Source organism: Pseudoalteromonas shioyasakiensis, from assembly GCF_019134595.1.
Taxonomy (GTDB): Bacteria; Pseudomonadota; Gammaproteobacteria; order Enterobacterales; family Alteromonadaceae; genus Pseudoalteromonas; species Pseudoalteromonas shioyasakiensis_A.
This window is the reverse complement of record NZ_CP077770.1, coordinates 3,392,219-3,412,061: the sequence shown is the minus strand read 5'-3', so window position 1 is coordinate 3,412,061 and position 19,843 is coordinate 3,392,219. Positions and strand designations below refer to the sequence as shown.

Genomic DNA, 19,843 nt, shown 5'->3' with positions numbered 1-19,843 from the left:
GTGGAGAGACACGACATGGTAAAGCAGTGGTTTAAGTCTGGTTCTCCTTGGATTTGGATGACCGGCGGTGCGGTAAGCATCAGTTTAATCTCGGTTCTTGGTTTACTAGCCATGATTGCTTGGAAAGGTTTAAGCTTTTTCTGGCCATCAGAAGTAGTGCAACTTGAGCTGCAAGGCTCAGTTGCTAAACAAACAGTGATCGGTGAAGTTTATGACCGTGAGCTAGTTGCAAAATCACGTATTGAGGCGACGGGCGTTGATTTATCTCATTACGACAAAGAGCAACTAGAGCGCTTACTAATTAAAACCGGTAACCGTGAGTATGTTGTTCTAGATTTCCGTTGGGTACTAGAGACAGACATCACATCGCGTACTGCGCCAGCAGAGCTTGCAGTATTCGAACGTAGCAAAAACGGTAACTTTTACGGTTATGTAGAACAGGTTATTAAAGACGGTGAAGTTATCACAGATAACAAAATCGACGTGCTTTATGATCTTGTAGACCGTGCTGTTGACCTAAATGACCAAGCGTTAGACTTACAAAATGGTGATATTGGCCATATTAACTATGAACTTGAGCGTTTACGCTTAAGAGAAAAAGCATACCAGCTTGATAACGAACTAACCGATGAGCGTGTTGCTGAGCTTGCACAAGCGCGTGCTGAGCTACGTGCTGAGTACACAGTGTTAGAAAAGCAGTTATTCGCCCTTCGTAAACAAGCAAAACGTGACCAAGTAACAGTGAAAGACATGCGCGGTGAAGTGGTTACTTTACCTTTGTATCAAGTTCTTGATGTGTGGTTCCCTAATGACATGGGCTTCTTTGCTAAGCTTGGTCATTACTTTGTACAACTTGGTAAGTTTGTAGCGGATGACCCACGTGAAGCTAACACTGAAGGCGGTGTATTCCCGGCGATTTTCGGTACCGTGTTCATGGTATTACTAATGGCAGTGATTGTGACGCCGTTTGGTGTCGTTGCAGCGATTTACTTACATGAATACGCAGCAAAAAATGCCGTGACTAAGATGATTCGTATCGCGGTAATCAACCTTGCAGGTGTACCTTCGATTGTATACGGTGTATTTGGTCTAGGTTTCTTTGTATACATGCTAGGTGGCAGTATTGACCAATTGTTCTACCCAGAGTCGTCGCCAAGCCCAGTTTTTGGTACGCCTGGTGTGATTTGGTCTGCATTAACGCTAGCAATTTTAACGCTTCCTGTTGTTATTGTTTCGACTGAAGAAGGTTTATCACGTATTCCAAGTACGGTTCGTCATGGTTCATTAGCACTTGGCGCAACAAAAGCAGAAACGCTGTGGCGTATAATCATTCCGATGGCAAGCCCAGCGATTATGACAGGTTTAATCTTAGCGGTTGCACGTGCAGCCGGTGAAGTAGCACCACTAATGCTTGTTGGTGTTGTTAAGATGGCGCCAACACTGCCACTTGACGGTAACTTCCCATACATACATTTAGATAGAAAATTTATGCACTTAGGTTTCCACATTTACGATGTTGGTTTCCAAAGCCCTAACGTAGAAGCGGCACGTCCGCTGGTATATGCCACGGCATTCTTACTGGTATCAGTAATTATCGCCCTGAATATCACCGCGATTGGTATTCGTAACCACTTACGCGAAAAGTTTAGAGCTCTTGAGCATTAATACAGAATTTTTATAGGTAGACAGAGATGATTACAGTTGCACCACAAGTAAACCAAGCGAAAAGCGCGGCAAAGCTAGATTTAGACAACCTAACTGCAGAACAAACAGCGTTAGAGATTAAAAACTTAGATTTATACTACGGTGATAAACAAGCGCTTAGCGGCGTAAATATGAACATCCCGAAAGGTCAGGTAACAGCATTTATCGGTCCATCGGGTTGTGGTAAATCAACACTTTTACGTTGTATCAACCGTATGAACGACCTTGTTGATAGCTGTCGTATCGATGGTGAGATCTTACTTCATGGTCACAATATCTATGATAAGAGTGTCGATGTTGCTGCACTACGAAGAAATGTCGGAATGGTATTCCAACGTCCTAATCCATTTCCAAAATCAATCTACGAAAATGTCGTTTATGGCCTACGCTTACAAGGTATTAAAGAAAAGCGTAAACTAGATGAAGTGGTTGAACAGTCTTTACGTGGCGCCGCGTTATGGGATGAAGTTAAAGACCGTTTACACGATAGTGCATTTGGCCTATCGGGTGGTCAGCAACAGCGTCTTGTTATTGCTCGCTCAATTGCTATCGAGCCTGAAGTACTACTTCTGGATGAGCCTACATCGGCACTAGATCCAATTTCTACTTTAGTTATCGAAGAGCTAATTAACGACTTAAAGAATAAGTTTACCGTGGTGATCGTTACTCACAACATGCAACAGGCTGCTCGTGTATCAGACCAAACTGCGTTTATGTACATGGGTGAGTTGATTGAGTATTCAGATACCAATACGTTATTTACAACACCAAGCAAGAAGAAAACAGAAGACTACATTACAGGCCGTTACGGTTAGTCAATAAAGTCACTTGGTACCGTAAACGAAATTTATAGAGGTAGACAATGGAACATAATATCAATAAACACATTTCGGGCCGCTTTAATGAAGAGCTTGAAAATGTGCGTAACCATGTATTAAACATGGGTGGCTTAGTTGAGCAACAACTAAACAGTGCACTGGATGCTGTTAGCAATGGTGATGCCGATCTTGCACAAAAAGTTCGTGAAAACGACTATAAAGTAAATGCAATGGAAGTGAACATCGATGAAGAATGTACACGTATTATCGCTCGCCGTCAGCCGGCAGCGAGTGACTTACGTCTTGTAATTGCCATTGCAAAAACAATTGCCGATTTAGAGCGTATTGGTGATGAAGCTGAGCGCATTGCTAAAGTTGCGCTGGACTCATTCACTAAAGATCAGCAAGACTTATTGGTGAACATTGAAAACATGGGTCGCCAAGTATCGAAAATGCTTCATGATGTACTTGATGCATTTGCACGTATGGATGTGCAATGTGCGTTTGAAGTACATAAAGAAGACGCCAAAGTTGACCGTGAATACGAAGCAATTACCCGTCAAATTATGACATATATGATGGAAGATCCACGCTCAATCCCGAAAATTATGGATTTAGTGTGGTCAGTTCGTTCATTAGAGCGTATTGGCGACCGTTGCCAGAATATTGCTGAATACATCATCTATTTTGTTAACGGCAAAGATATTCGTCATACATCTCAAGAAGATATCGAAAAGTCGCTGTAAATTTAACCGCAACTTTTCATTATTAAACCGAGCGGCCTTTGGCCGCTTTGTCTATTATTGGTGATGTAAGGCAGAAAAAGCGTTCACAATCGAACACAATGCTGTAAAATTCGCAGCTGCCAAAGCATACTAATTTATAAAGGGTCAGTTATGCCTACAAATGCATTTTTAGGGGTTTTTGCTAAATCACCTATTAAGCCTATGGAAGATCACATTAAGAAAGTACATCAAGCAAGTAAAGCATTGATCCCTTTCTTTAATCACGTGTTTAAAGAAGAATGGCAAGAAGCGGAAGAAATCCGTCTAAACATTCGTAATTTAGAGCGCGAAGCTGATGAAATGAAACGTAACATCCGCCTTCAACTACCTCGTGGCTTATTTATGCCAGTTGAGCGTACCGATTTGCTAGAGCTTGTTACTCAACAAGACAAAATTGCTAACAAAGCAAAAGATATCGCAGGTCGTGTAGTTGGTCGTGAGATGATCATACCTACCGAAATCCAAACTGATTTCCTTGCTTATTTGACTCGTTGTGTTGATGCGACTAAACAAGCATCAAAAGCAATCAATGAGCTAGATGAGCTTCTTGAAACGGGCTTCAAAGGTCGCGAAGTGACTTTAGTTGAAAAAATGCTCGTTGAATTGGACGCTATTGAACAAGACACGGATGACATGCAGATCAAAATTCGCCGTCAATTGCGCGCCATCGAAAATGAACTTAACCCTGTCGACGTGATGTTCTTATACAAGATCATTGAGTGGGTAGGCGAGCTTGCAGATATTGCAGAGCGCGTAGGTTCTCGTCTTGAGCTGATGTTAGCTCGTTAAATTCTAATCAGTTCAAATACGAAAAAAATTAAAGGTTCACACAATGGATATCATTGCAAATTACGGCACATTTTTAGTTTTAATTGCCGCAGCAGTCGGTTTCTTCATGGCTTATGGTATTGGTGCAAATGACGTAGCCAATGCGATGGGTACATCAGTAGGTTCAAAAGCACTTACAATTAAACAAGCGATCATGATCGCGATGGTGTTTGAATTCGCTGGCGCATACCTTGCCGGTGGTGAGGTGACATCTACAATCCGTAAAGGGATTATCGATGCCACACCATTTATGGACATACCGGAACTTATGATCCTTGGTATGATTGCCGCGCTATTTGCTGCAGGTAGCTGGTTATTAATAGCTTCTTTCTTAGGCTGGCCAGTATCTACGACTCACTCAATCATCGGTGCCATCATTGGTTTCGCATTGGTTGCAGTAGGTAGTGAAGCAATCCAATGGAACAAGGTAATGGGTATCGTAGGTAGCTGGATTGTTACCCCCGCCATCTCTGGTTTTATTGCTTATTTAATTTTCATGAGTGCGCAAAAGCTTATTTTTGACACTGAGACACCACTTAAAAATGCTAAGCGTTTCGTACCAGTATATATGGGTCTAGCGGGCTTCATCATGTCTCTTGTAACAATCAAGAAAGGCTTAAAGCACATTGGTATCAACTTAGGTGCTGTTGAAGGTTATGCGCTTTCTATCGCGATTGCTGTTGTAGTCGGTATCATAGGTAAGATTGCTATCTCTCGCCTTAAAATCGACCCTAAAGCTGATAAAGCAATGCAGTTTAACAACGTTGAGAAAGTGTTCGCAGTACTTATGGTACTAACAGCATGTTGTATGGCTTTCGCACACGGTTCAAACGACGTTGCTAACGCAATTGGTCCACTAGCTGCTGTTGTAAACATTGTTGAGCACAACGGTGAAATCGCTAAGAAAGCGGCTATCGCATGGTGGATTTTACCACTAGGTGGTTTAGGTATTGTTGCTGGTCTTGCTATTTTAGGTAAAAAAGTAATTAAAACAATCGGTGAAGGTATCACGCACTTAACACCAAGCCGTGGTTTTGCTGCTGAGCTTGCTGCAGCTTCTACAGTTGTTATCGCTTCAGGTACTGGTTTACCTATTTCTACTACGCAAACACTTGTAGGTGCGGTTTTAGGTGTAGGTATGGCACGTGGTATTGCGGCACTTAACATGGGTGTTGTAAGAAACATTGTAGTTTCTTGGGTAATTACATTGCCAGTTGGCGCAGCCCTTGCTATTGTTATTTTCTATGTACTGAGAACTGCCTTCGGGGTATAAAAAGTACTAAAAGACTTTTAGCTTGAAAAGATCTCAATGCCTTAGGTATTGGGGTCTTTTTATTTGCAGGTAGAGAATGAATAACTTACCAAGTATTAAACAACTACAGTATTTATTAGCAGTCCACCAACATCAACACTTTGGCCGCGCAGCAAGCGCCTGTTTTATCGGTCAATCAACCTTAAGTAGTGCAATTCAAAACTTAGAAGAAACCTTAGGTTGCCAGCTTATAGAGCGTGAGAACCGCAGCTTAATGTTTACCGCAATTGGTGAAGAGGTTGTCGAAAAAGCACGTAAGATTATTGACGACACCCTTAGCCTTAAAGAGCTGACAAAGAGCTTTTTAACACCTTTAAATGGTACACTCACTCTTGGTGTGATCCCGACGATTGCCAGCTTTATTGCTGCTCCTTTATATCATTTCTGCAAACAGACCTTTACCGAGTTAGAGCTGGTCTTGGTTGAAGACACTAGTGACAAACTACTCGATAAACTTGAGCATGGCCAAATTGATATGGCATTGCTTGCTTTACCGTATGACACTGAAAAGTTTCATACCCAAGTACTTGCAAAAGACCACTTCAGCTTAGTGCACCATAAAGATTACACACCAGCAGATGGCGTGGAAGATTTTAATCTATTACCAGATGCGAGTGTGTTCTTACTAGAACGTGAGCACTGTATGACAGGCCACGCGTTAAGTGCCTGCCATTTGAATCGCTCGAGCTGTATTAACCCATTTGAAGCGGCAAGCTTACATACCTTATTAAGTATGGTTGAACACCAGCTAGGTGTTACTTTCTTACCGCAAATGGCTATCAATGCCGGTATTTTAGATAAAAAAGATATGGTTGCTACGCCATCACAAGGCGATGCATACCGAGATATTGGCATTGTGTGGCGTAAAACCACAGGCCGGATCAGAGATTTTAGGCTGTTTAGCCAACAGCTAGAGCTGTTTCTTAATAAACAGTGTAGCTTAGACGCTCAATGCGGCAACGAATAAAACCTCTAAATAGAACCCCAAATAAAAAATTTGGGGTTTTTTATTATTTAAACAAACTATTTTTTTCCTTCCCTCGACTAACATAATAACAAAACCATTAAAGGCAGATCAGATGACGAGGCTAGCGTGTTTTTTCAATCACTTGAGACACTAATTGCTAAAGCGCAACAGGGCAATAAACGGGCGTGGTTGAAATTAGTCAAGCAGCACGAAACACAGGTATATAACTATTGCCTAAGGATGTTAAGTCACCCTGATGATGCAATGGATTTAATGCAAGAAGTGTTTATTTCTGTTTATAAAAGCTTGCCGAGCTTTCGTGGTGAATCGAGTTTTAATACGTGGCTCTATCAAATTGTGCACCGGCGTAGTGTTGAATATTACCGCCGCCGTAAGTTGCATCAAGGTTTAGACGCTATACCAGAAGAAAGCTGTGAGCATAGCGAGTTAGAAACGAATCAACTGCAATCTGAGCAACATCATGAACTAAAAGCAATGATGAACAATTTACCCTGGGAGCAACGCTTAGTGGTGGAGTTAAAGTTTTTTCAGCACTGTACATTTGAAGAAATCGCTGAGCAATTAGGTATTTCGACCAATACAGCTAAATCAAGGCTATACAGTGCTCTTGGCAAGCTAAAAGTGCATTTGGAGGCCGTAGATGGCTAATTTAGATTCATTATTTACTGCATGGTTAGAGGGCGAAAGCCTCACTGATGAGCAAATTGCGTTGCTACAAGCCAATGCTGAGTATGCATCAATGATGAACAATGCAATGCAATGGCAACAGCAAAGTCAACATTATGAAACGGTGCCTGTACCAAATTGGGATCGAGAGTCCACGATGCCGAAAGTGCAAAAACCGAGTCTGATTTTTGGTGCTGGAATGTGGGCAGTAGCTGCTTCAATAGTATTTTGCGCATGGGTTTTTGTTAGTAATCCACAGCATGGAAACCAGCAGTTACTTGAGCAAGTGGCTAAGCAAACCAATTTATTAGAGTCACAACAAAAGCAAATTGATCAGTTGCAAAACATCATTACTGCGCAAAACGAAGTGCAGCAACAACAGATGTACCAATTGGCTAAAGAAGCGATTAAAACTGGGCGAGTAGAGCGCCAAGAAGATATTGCCAGCGTACTTGCTTATATCAAGACGCAGCGCGCCCAAGACCAAGCGTACTTACGTATGCAGTTAAATGATTTAGCAGAGCAAGTGGACGGCGGACCATTGCCAACCGTTGCCAACAATTTGGAGTATTAAGATGTCAAAATACAAATCAACTACGGCCGCCTTATTGCTTTGCACAGCAGTAAGCTTACAAGCACAAGCAAGTGATGAATTAGATAAAATTCAGCGTGAAGTCGGGATCATGGAAAAAATCCTCACTGCGGCGTTAAAACAAGATACCGATAACAAGGTAAGAAATGTGTCTTCGAGTTATTTGCAGCATCAAGGCGTGGTGTTTAGCTTTGATGTACGAGGCAGTTCGCGCTGGTCTACAGTGTTTGCCTCTGTTCCTGATGCGCCGCTGCCACCTATGCCTGATATCGATTTTGAAGAACTAACTGAAATCGAAGTGCTAGGCGAACATGTGCAAGTGATCAGTGATGCGGTAGTCGTAAAAACGCAAGAAGCTTATCAGCAAGCTATGGAAGTGATGCGCGAAAGTGCAGAGCGAGTACGTGAAGTGGCTGAGCAAGAGCGCGATGTGAGCCGTGAAATTCGTGACCTTGAGCGTGAAAAGCGTGACCTTGAATTTGACCGTCGCCACGATAAAGATGCCAAAGAGCAAGAGCTCGAAAAACGTAAACAAGCATTGCAAGCATCGATTAAAGAGCTTGAAAAGCAGCAGCAAAAGTTATCACAAAAGCAGCAGCAAATGCGCAAAGAGTTAGCTGAGAAAAAACAAGCCCGCGTAAAAGAGCAAAAGCAACAGCTAGCAGCCCTAGCACAGCAAGTAGATAAAAGCTTATCTCTGACTTTATGTGATTATGGTAGCGGTTTAAGAAATCTACCTAACGATGAACATGTCAGTTTTATCATCCGTGGTGTTAGCGAAGGTAAAACTGAACAAGTAAAAGTGTTTAAAAAGTCAGACATTAAAAAGTGCGTGGTTGGCGATATAAAAGCCGCGCAATTACTCGAAAAAGCATCAAGTTATAATTTTTAAATTCTCCCAACTAAAAAAGCAGCCTAAAGTGGCTGCTTTTCATTCATTGAAAATGGTTTTAAGTCGGGTAAAAACAACAAGTAAACCCACACGACTAAGTTAAAGTAAGGTACTAAACCTAGCCCTGTAAATGTTTTTACCGGATACCCCTTAAAGGTCGCATTGCGGTAACATTGATACGCTATCCCTAGATTCACAATCAGCAACAAAACGATTAGTTGTGTCATCACTTTTCTCCTTTATACCGCCAATAGATGGACTTAACGATGTTAAGTCATATTCAGTATGTTTAATGTAATAAGTAATGTCATGTTTATTATAGATAATCACTATAAAAACACGACATTTTATCTTGCTGTGGATTTAAGTATAGATGAGTATTGTCAGTATGGAAGTTTAAAAACTAAGAAAAAATGTTTAAAAATGTATTAAATTTAGGCTTTTTAAGGCTAGATATTTGTTAGTTAAAAAGATTATTTTCAGATATTTTTTTTAGCTCATCGCTAATTTTTTCAACCGGTACGGGGCGGGCAATAAAGAAGCCTTGACCATAGTCGATACCAATTTCTTTTAGCGCTAAAAATATTTCTTTGTTTTCAACATATTCAGCAACAGAGCGCTTATCAAGCGAACGGCTAATATCATTAATCGCTTTTACAAGCGCTAAATCGATTGGGTCGTTCAACATGTCGCGAACAAATGAACCATCAATTTTTACGTGTTGAGCCGGTAATTGTTTAAGGTAGTTAAAGGTACTAAATCCGGTACCAAAGTCATCAATAGAGAAGTGACAGCCTAAGCCGTTCAAACGCTCGATCATGGCACGGGTTGCAACTAGGTTATTAATACTCGCAGACTCGGTGATCTCAAAAATAATGCGTGTTGGTTCAACATTGAATTCTTTTAAGCTTGATTCAATATGCGGCAGTAAGCGTTCATCTAAAAACGACTGTGCTGATAAGTTAATTGCGACTTGATTAAGCTCTGGGTACTCGGCAACGCTCTTAATGGCATTACGAATAACACATTGGTCCATCAAAAAGGTGTCGTTTAGAAGCTCTAAAGCAGGAATAAACTGATTAGGATAGATTAGTTCATCATCAAGCTTTAAGCGTAATAGCGCTTCAAAGTAGGCGACGTGGCCGCGTTTGAAATCCCAAATCGGCTGGTAGTGTAACTCGATAGCATCATGTTGTAATGCTTGGCGAATGCTATGACCCCACTCGAGACCAGCTTGTAAACTATTGTGATGACTATCTTCTTTTGAATAACAGTGTACTAAGTTACGGCCTAAGCTTTTCGCTACATAAAGAGCGATATCAGCTTGTTTTAAACACTCACTTGGGTCGTTATTTTGCTCTGTGATTTGTGTTAAACCAATTGAACAGCTAATTGAGTACTCTTGACCTTCTGAGTGAAAGCGGTGCTTTTCAATCGCCATACAAATACTCTCTGCCACCAAGTGTGCATCGAGTAAGTTAGTATTTTTTAAGATCACGGCAAATTCATCACCACCGATGCGGCACACTAAGTGCTCATCACTAATATTCGCTGTGAATAACTGGGCAACTTCTTTTAAAACGATGTCACCTTGTTGGTGACCTTTACTGTCGTTGATGATTTTAAAGTGATCTAAGTCGATATAAATCAGCGCGTGCTCAGTGTCGTTGCTGGTGTACTTGGCTTTACAAATACGTTGTAATTGTTGGTCAAAGTAATAACGGTTATGCAGCTCTGTGAGCGTATCGTGCAAGGCTAAATGACGAAGTTGTAACTCTGCCTGTTTACGCTCATGAATGTTATCGATAGTGGCGGTAATAGTCGCTGAGTTTTGACTGTTCTTAATCAGCTGTAAGCGACACTCAACCCAAATGGCATTGCCATTTTTGTGTTTTAGCTGGATTTCTACCTGTTGCTGTTGCTCACCACCATGCAAAATACGTTGAATGGTATCTTGTAGCTTTGTCTTGCACTCAGGTAAACAAAAGTCAGTTAATGATTTTGCTAAACTAGATTTAATGCCATAGCCCGTTAGGTGCTCCCAGGCAGGGTTAATAAAGCGAATATTACCCTCTTGGTTAAACTCAAGTACCACAGTATTTAGGTGTAATAAAATACGTTGGTGGGCAGAAAACAGCTCTTTATAGCGGCTTTGACTTTGGCTTAGTTGCTCTACTTTTTGCGCAAACTCTGCATAGCTCACCATGAAATCTTCACGACGGGCAGCGTGGTCACACACTTTGCTTAATAACGAGTGATCGTACGGGGCGCGAATAAAATCAGTAACGCCAGATAGTAATAACTGCTCTGCGTAATCTGCATCATTGTTATCAATGATGGTTACAATCGCTTGCTTTGGGTTGTGCTGTAGTATTTCGCTAATTAACCCCGCCGCAGTATCAGAATGAGACTCGGTGGCGTCAATCAATACAATGGCAAATTTTTGCTGCAGATAGGTCGCAAGCGTCGCTTTTGTTGAAGTGGTATGGGTTATCGCGAAGCTAAGTTTTAACTGTTCGCTGATATCTTCTGCTTTACGGTTATCGGTTTCAAGTAGTAATAAATTAAGGCGACTACTTTTTTCAAGGTGAGTTGATAACACGTTGGCTAGCACTTGCGGCAGCATATCTTGGCGTTCAAATGGAAGAACAGCATCAATGCCATAGCTGCGCGCTGTGGTTTCGGCTATACGTTCACAATAGATTGGTGGAGTAAGTAAAATTGGTGTGTTTTTTGGTGTTTTTAATAACCCTGAACGGATCATGCGCGAAAAGCGCCAACCATCAATCTTACCGACCTCAAGGCCTGTAATGATAATATCCACCGGGTGGCTTTTAAGAATTTTAAGCGCATCTTGAGAGTCACTGGCTTCGATAAACGTGAAGACATTAAGCTTGTTTAATGTGGTCTTAATTGTTTCACGCTCAGCAACGCTCGCGTTCAAAATTAGCAGCTTTAACTGCTTTGCCATGGCGCTACTACCTCTTACTTAACCCATGTTTAGTGAATAAGCTAGAATAATGACATTTTGCCTAATCTACAAGCAAACTTTACCCAAAAGCGGTTAATAAGTACTTAAGTTTGTAATCCTTTAAGCTAGTACTAAGTTGACACTTGGCTTTGCTTGAGGTGGTGGGCGTATCAGAGTAAACTTGGCGCGTTTTTATTAATGAGAGATATGCTCTATGCGCGTAGCTGATTTTAGCTTTGACCTTCCTGATGAATTAATTGCTCGTTTTCCGAAAGCAGATCGAACTAGCAGTCGTTTACTGACGCTTGATGGCCCATCAGGCCAAGTTGAGCATAAAGTATTTAGTGATATTTTATCGCTCGTTAATGAAAATGATCTATTAATTTTCAATAACACCAAAGTGATCCCTGCTCGCATGTTCGGGCAAAAAGAGTCAGGCGGTAAGCTTGAGGTTTTAGTAGAACGTGTACTCGACGAGCACCGCGTGCTTGCGCATGTGCGAGCTAGTAAATCGCCAAAACCAGGCTCAAAAATCATTCTTGAAGGTAAAGCCGAAGCAACCATGGTTGCGCGTCATGGCGAGCTTTTTGAACTTGAATTTGCCAAAGACGAAAATGTACTCGATATCCTAAACGACATCGGTCACATGCCATTACCACCTTATATTGACCGTCCTGATAACGAGTCAGATCGTGAGCGCTACCAAACGGTTTATGGTGAAAAGCCAGGTGCTGTAGCCGCGCCAACAGCTGGCCTGCATTTTGATGATAAATTAATGGCAGCCTTAAAAGACAAGGGCATTAACATGGCTTTTGTGACTTTGCACGTAGGTGCAGGTACCTTCCAGCCTGTTCGCGTTGACTCAGTTGATGAGCATGTTATGCACTCAGAGTACATCGAAGTACCAGATGAAGTGGTTAAAGCGGTAGCCGAAACTAAAGCAAAAGGTGGTCGTGTCATTGCTGTAGGTACTACCTCAGTTCGCTCATTAGAGTCAGCTGCAAAAGTGCACGGCGGCAAACTAGATACTTACTTTGGTGATACCGATATCTTTATTTACCCGGGTTATCAGTTCAATGTGGTTGATGCCATGGTGACAAACTTCCACTTACCTGAATCAACATTGATTATGTTAGTCAGTGCCTTTGCAGGCCAAGAGAACATAATGGGTGCTTATCATACGGCGATAAAAGAACAGTATCGCTTCTTTAGTTATGGCGATGCGATGTTCTTAACGCGCAAATAATGATTATACCCAATAAAAAGCCCAGTTTTTTAACTGGGCTTTTTATTTTCGAATTTAGCCCAATTTATAGTAATAAACCCGCAAACAGGGTAGAATCGAGCGGTTAAATTATAGCTTGTTGGACTGTTTTTCCGACACTGAGGATAATATGAAATTTGAATTAGACCGCACTGACGGTAAAGCGCGCCGCGGCCGCTTGATTTTTGAACGTGGTGTTGTAGAAACGCCAGCATTTATGCCAGTAGGTACTTACGGTACTGTTAAAGGTATGACGCCTGACGAAGTGAAAGATACTGGTGCACAAATTTGCCTAGGTAACACTTTCCACTTAATGCTGCGTCCTGGTACAGAAATCATTAAGCAGCATGGTGATTTACACGATTTTATGAATTGGGATCGTCCAATTCTAACTGATTCAGGCGGTTTCCAAGTATTCAGCTTAGGCGCAATGCGTAAAATCACTGAAGAAGGCGTGATGTTCAGCTCACCAGTTAATGGTGAAAAAATCATGCTTTCGCCAGAAAAAGCGATGCAAGTTCAGCGTGATTTAGGCTCTGATATCGTGATGATTTTTGACGAATGTACGCCATACCCTGCGACAGAAAAAGAAGCGAAAGATTCTATGGAGTTATCACTTCGTTGGGCTAAACGCTCAAAAGAAGGTCATGGCGATAACCCAGCTGCGCTATTTGGTATTATCCAAGGTGGTATGTACCCTGAGCTTCGTGCACAATCACAAAAAGGCCTAGAAGAAATCGGCTTTGATGGTTATGCATTAGGTGGTTTATCGGTCGGTGAGCCGAAAAACGAGATGATCAATATTCTTGACCACTGTGCTTATAAAATGCCTGAAGACAAGCCACGTTACTTAATGGGTGTTGGTAAACCAGAAGACTTAGTTGAAGCGGTTCGCCGTGGTATCGATATGTTTGACTGTGTAATGCCTACGCGTAATGCCCGTAATGGTCATTTATTCGTAACTGGCGGCATTGTTAAAATTCGTAATGCAGTACATAAAACAGACACCGGTCCACTGGATCCTGAGTGTGATTGTCATACGTGTAAAAACTATTCACGCGCATACTTGCACCATCTTGATAAATGTAATGAAATCTTAGGTGCACGTCTAAACACGATTCACAACTTACGTTATTATCAACGCGTGATGGAAGGCTTACGTAATGCCATCAGTAATGGCAAACTAGACGAATTTGTTGCAGATTTTTATGCACGCCGCGGCCAAGAAGTGCCAGAGCTTGCAGATACATCAGATTAAATTTTTAGAAAAATTAAAGAGGAAGTGAAATGAGTTTATTCATCTCAAACGCCCACGCAAGTGCGGCAGGTGCAGCACCAGCAGGTGGTGGCATGGAAATGCTAATCATGTTGGGTATTTTTGGTCTGGTATTTTATTTCTTAATCTACCGTCCACAAGCTAAGCGTGTAAAAGAGCATAAAGCACTAATGGGCGCAATGGCGAAAGGAGACGAAGTACTAACGCAAGGTGGTTTAGTAGGTAAGATTGCTAAAATCGCTGATGACAAAGACTTCATCGTGATTTCATTAAACGACCAAGCAGAAGTAACAGTACAAAAATCAGCTGTTTCTGCAGTATTGCCAAAAGGCACTATGAAGTCGCTATAACAATAATAATAAGGACTCACACGTGTTAAACAAGTTTCCATTATGGAAGTATTTACTTGTTCTTGTTGTGTTAGTCGTTGGTATTTTATATGCCTCTCCTAACTTGTATGGCCGAGACCCGGCCATACAAGTATCGGGCACTAAAGGTACTGATGCTGACCTCAGCGTACTCGATAAAGTAAATGCGACTCTCAAAGAACATAACGTTACTGTTAAATCAAGCAAACTTGAAGACGGACAAATCCTGGTTCGTTTTAAGAATGTTGAAGAACAACTAAAAGCGCAAGATCTACTGCGTGATTCCCTTAGTGAAGATTATATCTCTGCAATCAATATGGCACCTGCTCAACCAGAGTGGTTAAAGTCACTGGGTGGTAACCCAATGAAACTAGGCCTAGATTTAAGCGGTGGTGTTCACTTTACTATGGAAATCGACATGGCGACGGCGGTTGATACTCAGCTTGAGCAAATGGAACAAGATTTCAAAAGTGACTTACGTGAAGAAAAACTACGTTATCGCACCATTCGCCGTGTAGCAAACAGCGAGCGATTACGTGTTGAAATGCGTAACGAAGAAGATAAAGATGCAGCAGAGCGTTTCTTATCAACACGTTACCCATTAAACGTTTACGTTGATGATAGCAGCAGCGACAATGCTTTTTATGCCAGCATGAGCGAGCAAAAGCTTAAAGAAATTCGTGACTACGCTATCAAACAAAATGAAACGATTATCCGTAACCGTATTAACCAAATCGGTGTTGCAGAGCCTAACGTACAGCGCCAAGGTGCTGAGCGTATCATCGTGCAACTTCCGGGTGTACAAGATACAGCGCGTGCGAAAGAGATTCTGGGTGCGACTGCAACCCTAGAATTCCGCGAAGTTGACGAAAACGCAGATGCAAGTGCAGCCCTGCAAGGTCGTTTACCGCCAGGTACAGAAATGATCATGGCACGTGAAGGTTACCCTGTGGTACTTAAGCAACGCATCATTCTTGAAGGTAGCCACATCACTGGCGCGCAATCAGGTATGGATGAGTATCAACGTCCACAAGTTAGCATTACGCTAGACAGCAAAGGTGGCGCAAAAATGAATGCGTTCACTAAGCGTGCTATCGGTAAACGCATGGCAACGGTATTTATTGAATACAAACCATCAGGTAAAACAGATGAAAACGGTAAAGCACTTCCACCAATTAAAGTTGAAGAAGTGATTAACGTAGCGACAATTCAAGCGCGTCTTGACCGTTCATTCCGTATTACTGGTATCGATAACCCAGCTGAAGCGCATAACCTAAGCCTATTACTTCGTGCCGGTGCACTTGTAGCGCCAATTCAAATCGTTGAAGAACGCACGGTAGGTCCAAGCTTAGGTCAAGAAAACATCGAAGCGGGTATGACAGCGGTTGTGCTTGGTTTTGTGTTTGTTCTTGTATTTATGCTTTTCTATTACAAAGGTTTCGGCATGGTGGCAAATTTGGCACTGGGCGCAAACTTAGTATTAATTGTTGGTGTGATGTCGCTTATTCCAGGGGCAGCGTTAACGCTACCGGGTATTGCAGGTATTGTATTAACCGTAGGTATGGCCGTTGATGCCAACGTACTTATTTTCGAGCGTATTCGTGAAGAACTTGCAGATGGCCGTAGTCCACAACAAGCCGTTCACTTTGGTTATGACAGCGCGTTTAGCACAATTTTAGATGCTAACATCACAACACTTATCGCAGCAGTGATCCTATTTGCAGTGGGTACTGGCCCTATTGCTGGTTTCGCAGTAACGCTAGCTATTGGTATTATCACCTCTATGTTTACAGCCATTGTTGGTACCCGTGCGGTAATCAACTTATTCATTGGCGGTAAACGTATTGATAAGTTGTCGATTTAGGAGTCAACATGCAAATTTTAAAACTCGGTGGTAAAACACTCCCGTTTATGAAGTTAAGAAAGTTTGCCATGGCAGTATCAACCTTGTTGATTTTGGCTTCTTTCGTGTCGTTTTTTACTAAAGGCTTGAATTTTGGTCTCGACTTCACTGGCGGTACCGCTGTTGAGGTAGGCTTTACACAAGCACCTGATCTTAAAGAAGTACGTGATGCAATCACTGAAAGTGGCTTTGAAGATTTCTCGGTGCAACTGTTTGGCTCAAGTAAAGAAATTTTAGTGCGTCTTGCTCCGCAAGGTCCTGGCGTAAAAGCAGAAGTAATTGGTAACCAAATCATTACGGCCTTACAAAAAGTTGAATCGACAGTAGAAATGCGTCGTATCGAATTTGTTGGCCCAAGTGTTGGTGAAGATCTAAAAGAGCAGGGTGGCCTTGCCATGTTAACTGCGCTTATCTGTATCTTAATTTACGTTGCGTTTCGTTTTGAATGGCGTTTTGCGGTAGGTGCTGTATCAGCACTATTACACGACGTTATCATCACACTAGGCTTATTCTCAGTACTTGGCCTAGAGTTTGACTTAACGATTCTTGCGGCGATTTTGGCGGTAATAGGTTACTCACTGAACGATACCATTGTTGTATCTGACCGTATCCGTGAAAACTTCCGTAAAGTGCGTATTGATGACACGATTGAAATTATCGATATTTCATTAACGCAAACGTTAAACCGTACACTAGTAACATCAATCACCACTATCTTAGTATTGATTGCGTTATTTGGCTGGGGTGGTCAAACGATCCACGGTTTCGCAACTGCATTACTATTTGGTGTGTTCATCGGTACTTATTCATCTATTTATGTTGCTTCAGCTGTAGCAATTGCAATGGGTGTAAGTAAAGAAGACTTAATTCCAGAAGTAATTGAAAAAGAAGGTGCGGATCTCGATCCTATGCCTTAATAAGTGATACAAAAAGAAACCGCCCTAATTAGGGCGGTTTTTTTATGGGAGAAATTATGAAACACCTGATGTTTAGTGTGTTTATACTTTTAATGCTTAGTGCTTGCGGCAATAAATCAGAGCAAGAACAAGCACAAGAGCAGCAAACACCTGAGGTAACACTAGAGCAGCAGTTCGACAGCTACCAAGGTTTGGCTTGGCAAGTTGTAGAGGCACTACAAAACCAATCAACTGCTCAGCAATTACAGGATTTGACGCTCAAGCTAATTAGCTCATCAACAGGTTTGTTCTTAAACCTAAAAGCACAGCTACCAGAGTGTGAGGCAAGTTTGCAAGCGATGGCAGACGCTACAGAGTTTCAGCAACAACAAAGTGATGATACAGAGGCGTTGAAGAATGTAATAACAATTAATGTAGAGCCTGAACTACCTGAGTTTGCTGCGCCAAGCTGTTATCACGCACAAAAGTTATTACTTAATCCGCTCGCAGTTTATAAATTTGCGCAACAAGCTGATTTAGCACAGAGTGATTACCAAAAAGCGAATCTAAAAATGACTGATAGTTTTGCCCGCATTAAACAGCTTGAGCTGATCACTGCCATTGAGTAATCTGCACTCGTCATAGCCTTGCCATAAAATTGTCATACAAGGTTGATAATTTACCCACCTATTTGTATTACTAACGCTAGGTGTAAGGTGAACGCACAACTACAGCAGATCTTAGATAACAGTGCAATTGAGACCTTGTTTCAACCTATCTTTGATATTTCTAATCAACATATTTTGGGTTATGAGGCATTAAGCCGCGGCCCGAAAGGGTCTGAGTTAGAAATGCCGAGTGCATTATTCAGTGCAGCAATTGCTTGTCATAAGATCTCTGAATTAGAGCTACTTTGCCGCAGTAGAGCAATTGAGAACTTTGTTAAGCTCAATCTAGAAGGCAAACTATTTTTAAATGTAAGCCCTAAAACCTTACTTGACCCTTGCCATCCTAAAGGTGAAACATTACACCTAGTTGAACACTTTGGCCTTGCAACTAACCGAGTAGTAATTGAAGTTACAGAACAAGAAAAAGTCGATGATGGCTTTTTATTGTTAAAGACCATTGCCCATTATCGTGAGTTAGGTTTTTCGATTGCTATTGATGACTTAGGGGCTGGCTATTCGGGCTTAAAGCAGTGGTCTGAGTTATGTCCTGAGTTTGTAAAAATAGACCGCTACTTTATCGACCACTGTGACCAGAGTGTGGTTAAAAAAGAGTTTTTAAAGTCAATTATAGAGCTTGCAAAAGCCACCAATACACAAGTGATAGCAGAAGGCATAGAACGGGCAGAGGAGCTTCGTTTACTCGAAAGTTTAGGCGTACAACATGCGCAAGGCTTTTTACTCGAAAGACCGAGCTTACAGCCAAGTTACGAAATTAATATCCACTGCTTAAAGCACTTAGAGTCATCAGACAATAGCAATACTTTTGAACAGTCTATGGCGATCGGTTGGTTGGCAGTCGAGCACGCCAGCATTGAAGCAACAACCCGCTGTAAAGATGCCCACAGTATCTTTGAGCAAGATAAAACGCTAACTAGTCTTGCCGTATTAGAGCACAATATTCCTGTTGGTTTATTACACCGAGATCAACTCACTGAAGTGTTTGCTGCTCCCTATGGCCATGCACTTTATGATAAGCAGCCAGTTACTTCTTTAATGGATAAACAGCCGTTAATCGTTGACGAAAACGAGTTACTCGATACAGTGAGTCAGCAAATTACCGAATTTGAGTTTGATATTCGACGCCACATTGTTATCACCCGAAGTGGTGAATACTTAGGTTTGGCGCCATTGCGTAATATCTTAAAACACATTACCGAAGAAAAAATCCGCCATGCACAACATGCCAACCCGCTGACTATGCTGCCGGGTAATGTCGCAATTAACGAAGCAATTGAGCTGAGGCTTCGTAATAATTATACGTTCTCACTCGCATACGTTGATTTAAACCACTTTAAACAGTTCAATGACTTGTACGGTTATGCCAGTGGTGACAGCGTTATAAAATTACTTGCTGAAGTCATCGTAGAGGCCTGTAGTACTAGCAAAGGATTTGTCGGGCACATTGGCGGTGATGACTTTATGGTGGTGTTTGATAAAAATGATGCAGAGCAAGTTTGCCATGACATTATTAGTAAGTTTGAGCTGCAGTCTCGCGCCTTTTTCACCCCAGAGCATATTGAGCAAGGGGGTTATTGGGCCAGCAATCGAGAAGGTAAAAAGCAGTTTGTGCCACTACTTACATTATCAATCGGTTTAGTTAAGCCTGATTTAGAGCTATGTATTAACAGTCATCAAGTCGCAGCGCTGGCAACAGATGCGAAAAAAGAGGCTAAGCGTTATCAGAGTAGCCACTTGTTTGTATGTAAACGTAGCCGACCAGCCCCCGCAGTGGTGCGTTTAAGTAGCCAAAAAGAAGAAGCATTCCCTATTAGTTCATGAAGAAATTTTAAGTTCGCTTAATTTTACTTGTGTCCCTGTTTAACAGGGTGTAGCTTAAAAAAAACACATAATC

General features: G+C 41.8%; 18 protein-coding genes. 16 read left to right on the top strand and 2 right to left on the bottom strand.

What is annotated here, in order from left to right; translation table 11 throughout:
- Window positions 1-15: 15 nt before the first annotated feature.
- The 9 genes from pstA (at window position 16) to KQP93_RS15695 (ending at window position 8,585) form a co-directional block, all read left to right on the top strand.
- Entirely contained in the window at window positions 16-1,665 is a 1,650-nt protein-coding gene (gene pstA, locus KQP93_RS15735; protein WP_217875161.1) for a phosphate ABC transporter permease PstA, read from the top strand.
- Between the two features lie 26 nt (window positions 1,666-1,691).
- Window positions 1,692-2,519 (top strand): phosphate ABC transporter ATP-binding protein PstB, encoded by an 828-nt coding sequence (gene pstB / locus KQP93_RS15730; protein WP_217875160.1) that lies wholly within the window; start codon window positions 1,692-1,694, stop codon window positions 2,517-2,519.
- A 47-nt stretch (window positions 2,520-2,566) separates the two neighbouring features.
- A complete protein-coding gene (gene phoU, locus KQP93_RS15725; RefSeq protein WP_054563528.1) occupies window positions 2,567-3,268 on the top strand; it encodes a phosphate signaling complex protein PhoU in 702 nt (233 codons plus the stop codon).
- Between the two features lie 150 nt (window positions 3,269-3,418).
- On the top strand, window positions 3,419-4,096 hold the full coding sequence (locus KQP93_RS15720; protein WP_054563529.1) for a TIGR00153 family protein: 678 nt from the start codon (window positions 3,419-3,421) through the stop codon (window positions 4,094-4,096).
- A gap of 43 nt (window positions 4,097-4,139) precedes the next feature.
- Entirely contained in the window at window positions 4,140-5,408 is a 1,269-nt protein-coding gene (locus KQP93_RS15715) for an inorganic phosphate transporter (RefSeq protein ID WP_217875159.1), read from the top strand.
- A gap of 76 nt (window positions 5,409-5,484) precedes the next feature.
- Window positions 5,485-6,414: a hydrogen peroxide-inducible genes activator gene (locus KQP93_RS15710; protein WP_217875158.1), complete on the top strand. Its 930-nt coding sequence runs from the start codon at window positions 5,485-5,487 to the stop codon at window positions 6,412-6,414.
- Between the two features lie 126 nt (window positions 6,415-6,540).
- On the top strand, window positions 6,541-7,083 hold the full coding sequence (locus KQP93_RS15705; protein WP_217875157.1) for an RNA polymerase sigma factor: 543 nt from the start codon (window positions 6,541-6,543) through the stop codon (window positions 7,081-7,083).
- Window positions 7,076-7,675, top strand: a complete 600-nt coding sequence (locus tag KQP93_RS15700; protein ID WP_217875156.1) for a hypothetical protein — start codon at window positions 7,076-7,078, stop codon at window positions 7,673-7,675. Before KQP93_RS15705 ends, KQP93_RS15700 begins: the two co-directional genes overlap by 8 nt.
- A 1-nt stretch (window position 7,676) precedes the next feature.
- On the top strand, window positions 7,677-8,585 hold the full coding sequence (locus KQP93_RS15695) for a hypothetical protein (RefSeq protein WP_217875155.1): 909 nt from the start codon (window positions 7,677-7,679) through the stop codon (window positions 8,583-8,585).
- 23 nt (window positions 8,586-8,608) lie between these two features.
- On the opposite strand, the gene KQP93_RS15690 is transcribed toward KQP93_RS15695, so the two are convergent.
- Window positions 8,609-8,812: a hypothetical protein gene (locus KQP93_RS15690; RefSeq protein WP_054563535.1), complete on the bottom strand. Its 204-nt coding sequence runs from the start codon at window positions 8,810-8,812 to the stop codon at window positions 8,609-8,611.
- A gap of 233 nt (window positions 8,813-9,045) precedes the next feature.
- Window positions 9,046-11,556, bottom strand: coding sequence for a two-component system response regulator (locus KQP93_RS15685; RefSeq protein ID WP_217875154.1), 2,511 nt, complete (start codon window positions 11,554-11,556; stop codon window positions 9,046-9,048).
- Between the two features lie 214 nt (window positions 11,557-11,770).
- Between KQP93_RS15685 and queA the strand changes: the two genes are divergently transcribed.
- From queA to KQP93_RS15650, 7 genes are all read left to right on the top strand, one after another.
- The gene (gene queA, locus KQP93_RS15680) at window positions 11,771-12,802 is read left to right on the top strand and encodes a tRNA preQ1(34) S-adenosylmethionine ribosyltransferase-isomerase QueA (protein ID WP_217875153.1); all 1,032 of its coding nucleotides are present in this window, start codon (window positions 11,771-11,773) and stop codon (window positions 12,800-12,802) included.
- Window positions 12,803-12,950: 148 nt separating this feature from the next.
- Complete coding sequence (tgt, locus tag KQP93_RS15675; RefSeq protein WP_058583935.1) at window positions 12,951-14,078, top strand: tRNA guanosine(34) transglycosylase Tgt; 1,128 nt, start codon at window positions 12,951-12,953, stop codon at window positions 14,076-14,078.
- Between the two features lie 29 nt (window positions 14,079-14,107).
- On the top strand, window positions 14,108-14,446 hold the full coding sequence (yajC, locus tag KQP93_RS15670) for a preprotein translocase subunit YajC (protein ID WP_054563539.1): 339 nt from the start codon (window positions 14,108-14,110) through the stop codon (window positions 14,444-14,446).
- A 22-nt stretch (window positions 14,447-14,468) separates the two neighbouring features.
- Entirely contained in the window at window positions 14,469-16,328 is a 1,860-nt protein-coding gene (gene secD, locus KQP93_RS15665) for a protein translocase subunit SecD (protein WP_217875152.1), read from the top strand.
- Window positions 16,329-16,336: 8 nt separating this feature from the next.
- Window positions 16,337-17,284, top strand: coding sequence for a protein translocase subunit SecF (gene secF, locus KQP93_RS15660; protein WP_217875151.1), 948 nt, complete (start codon window positions 16,337-16,339; stop codon window positions 17,282-17,284).
- Window positions 17,285-17,340: 56 nt separating this feature from the next.
- Complete coding sequence (locus KQP93_RS15655) at window positions 17,341-17,892, top strand: hypothetical protein (RefSeq protein ID WP_217875150.1); 552 nt, start codon at window positions 17,341-17,343, stop codon at window positions 17,890-17,892.
- A gap of 87 nt (window positions 17,893-17,979) precedes the next feature.
- The gene (locus KQP93_RS15650) at window positions 17,980-19,770 is read left to right on the top strand and encodes a GGDEF domain-containing protein (protein ID WP_217875149.1); all 1,791 of its coding nucleotides are present in this window, start codon (window positions 17,980-17,982) and stop codon (window positions 19,768-19,770) included.
- The last annotated feature ends 73 nt before the right edge of the window (window positions 19,771-19,843 follow it).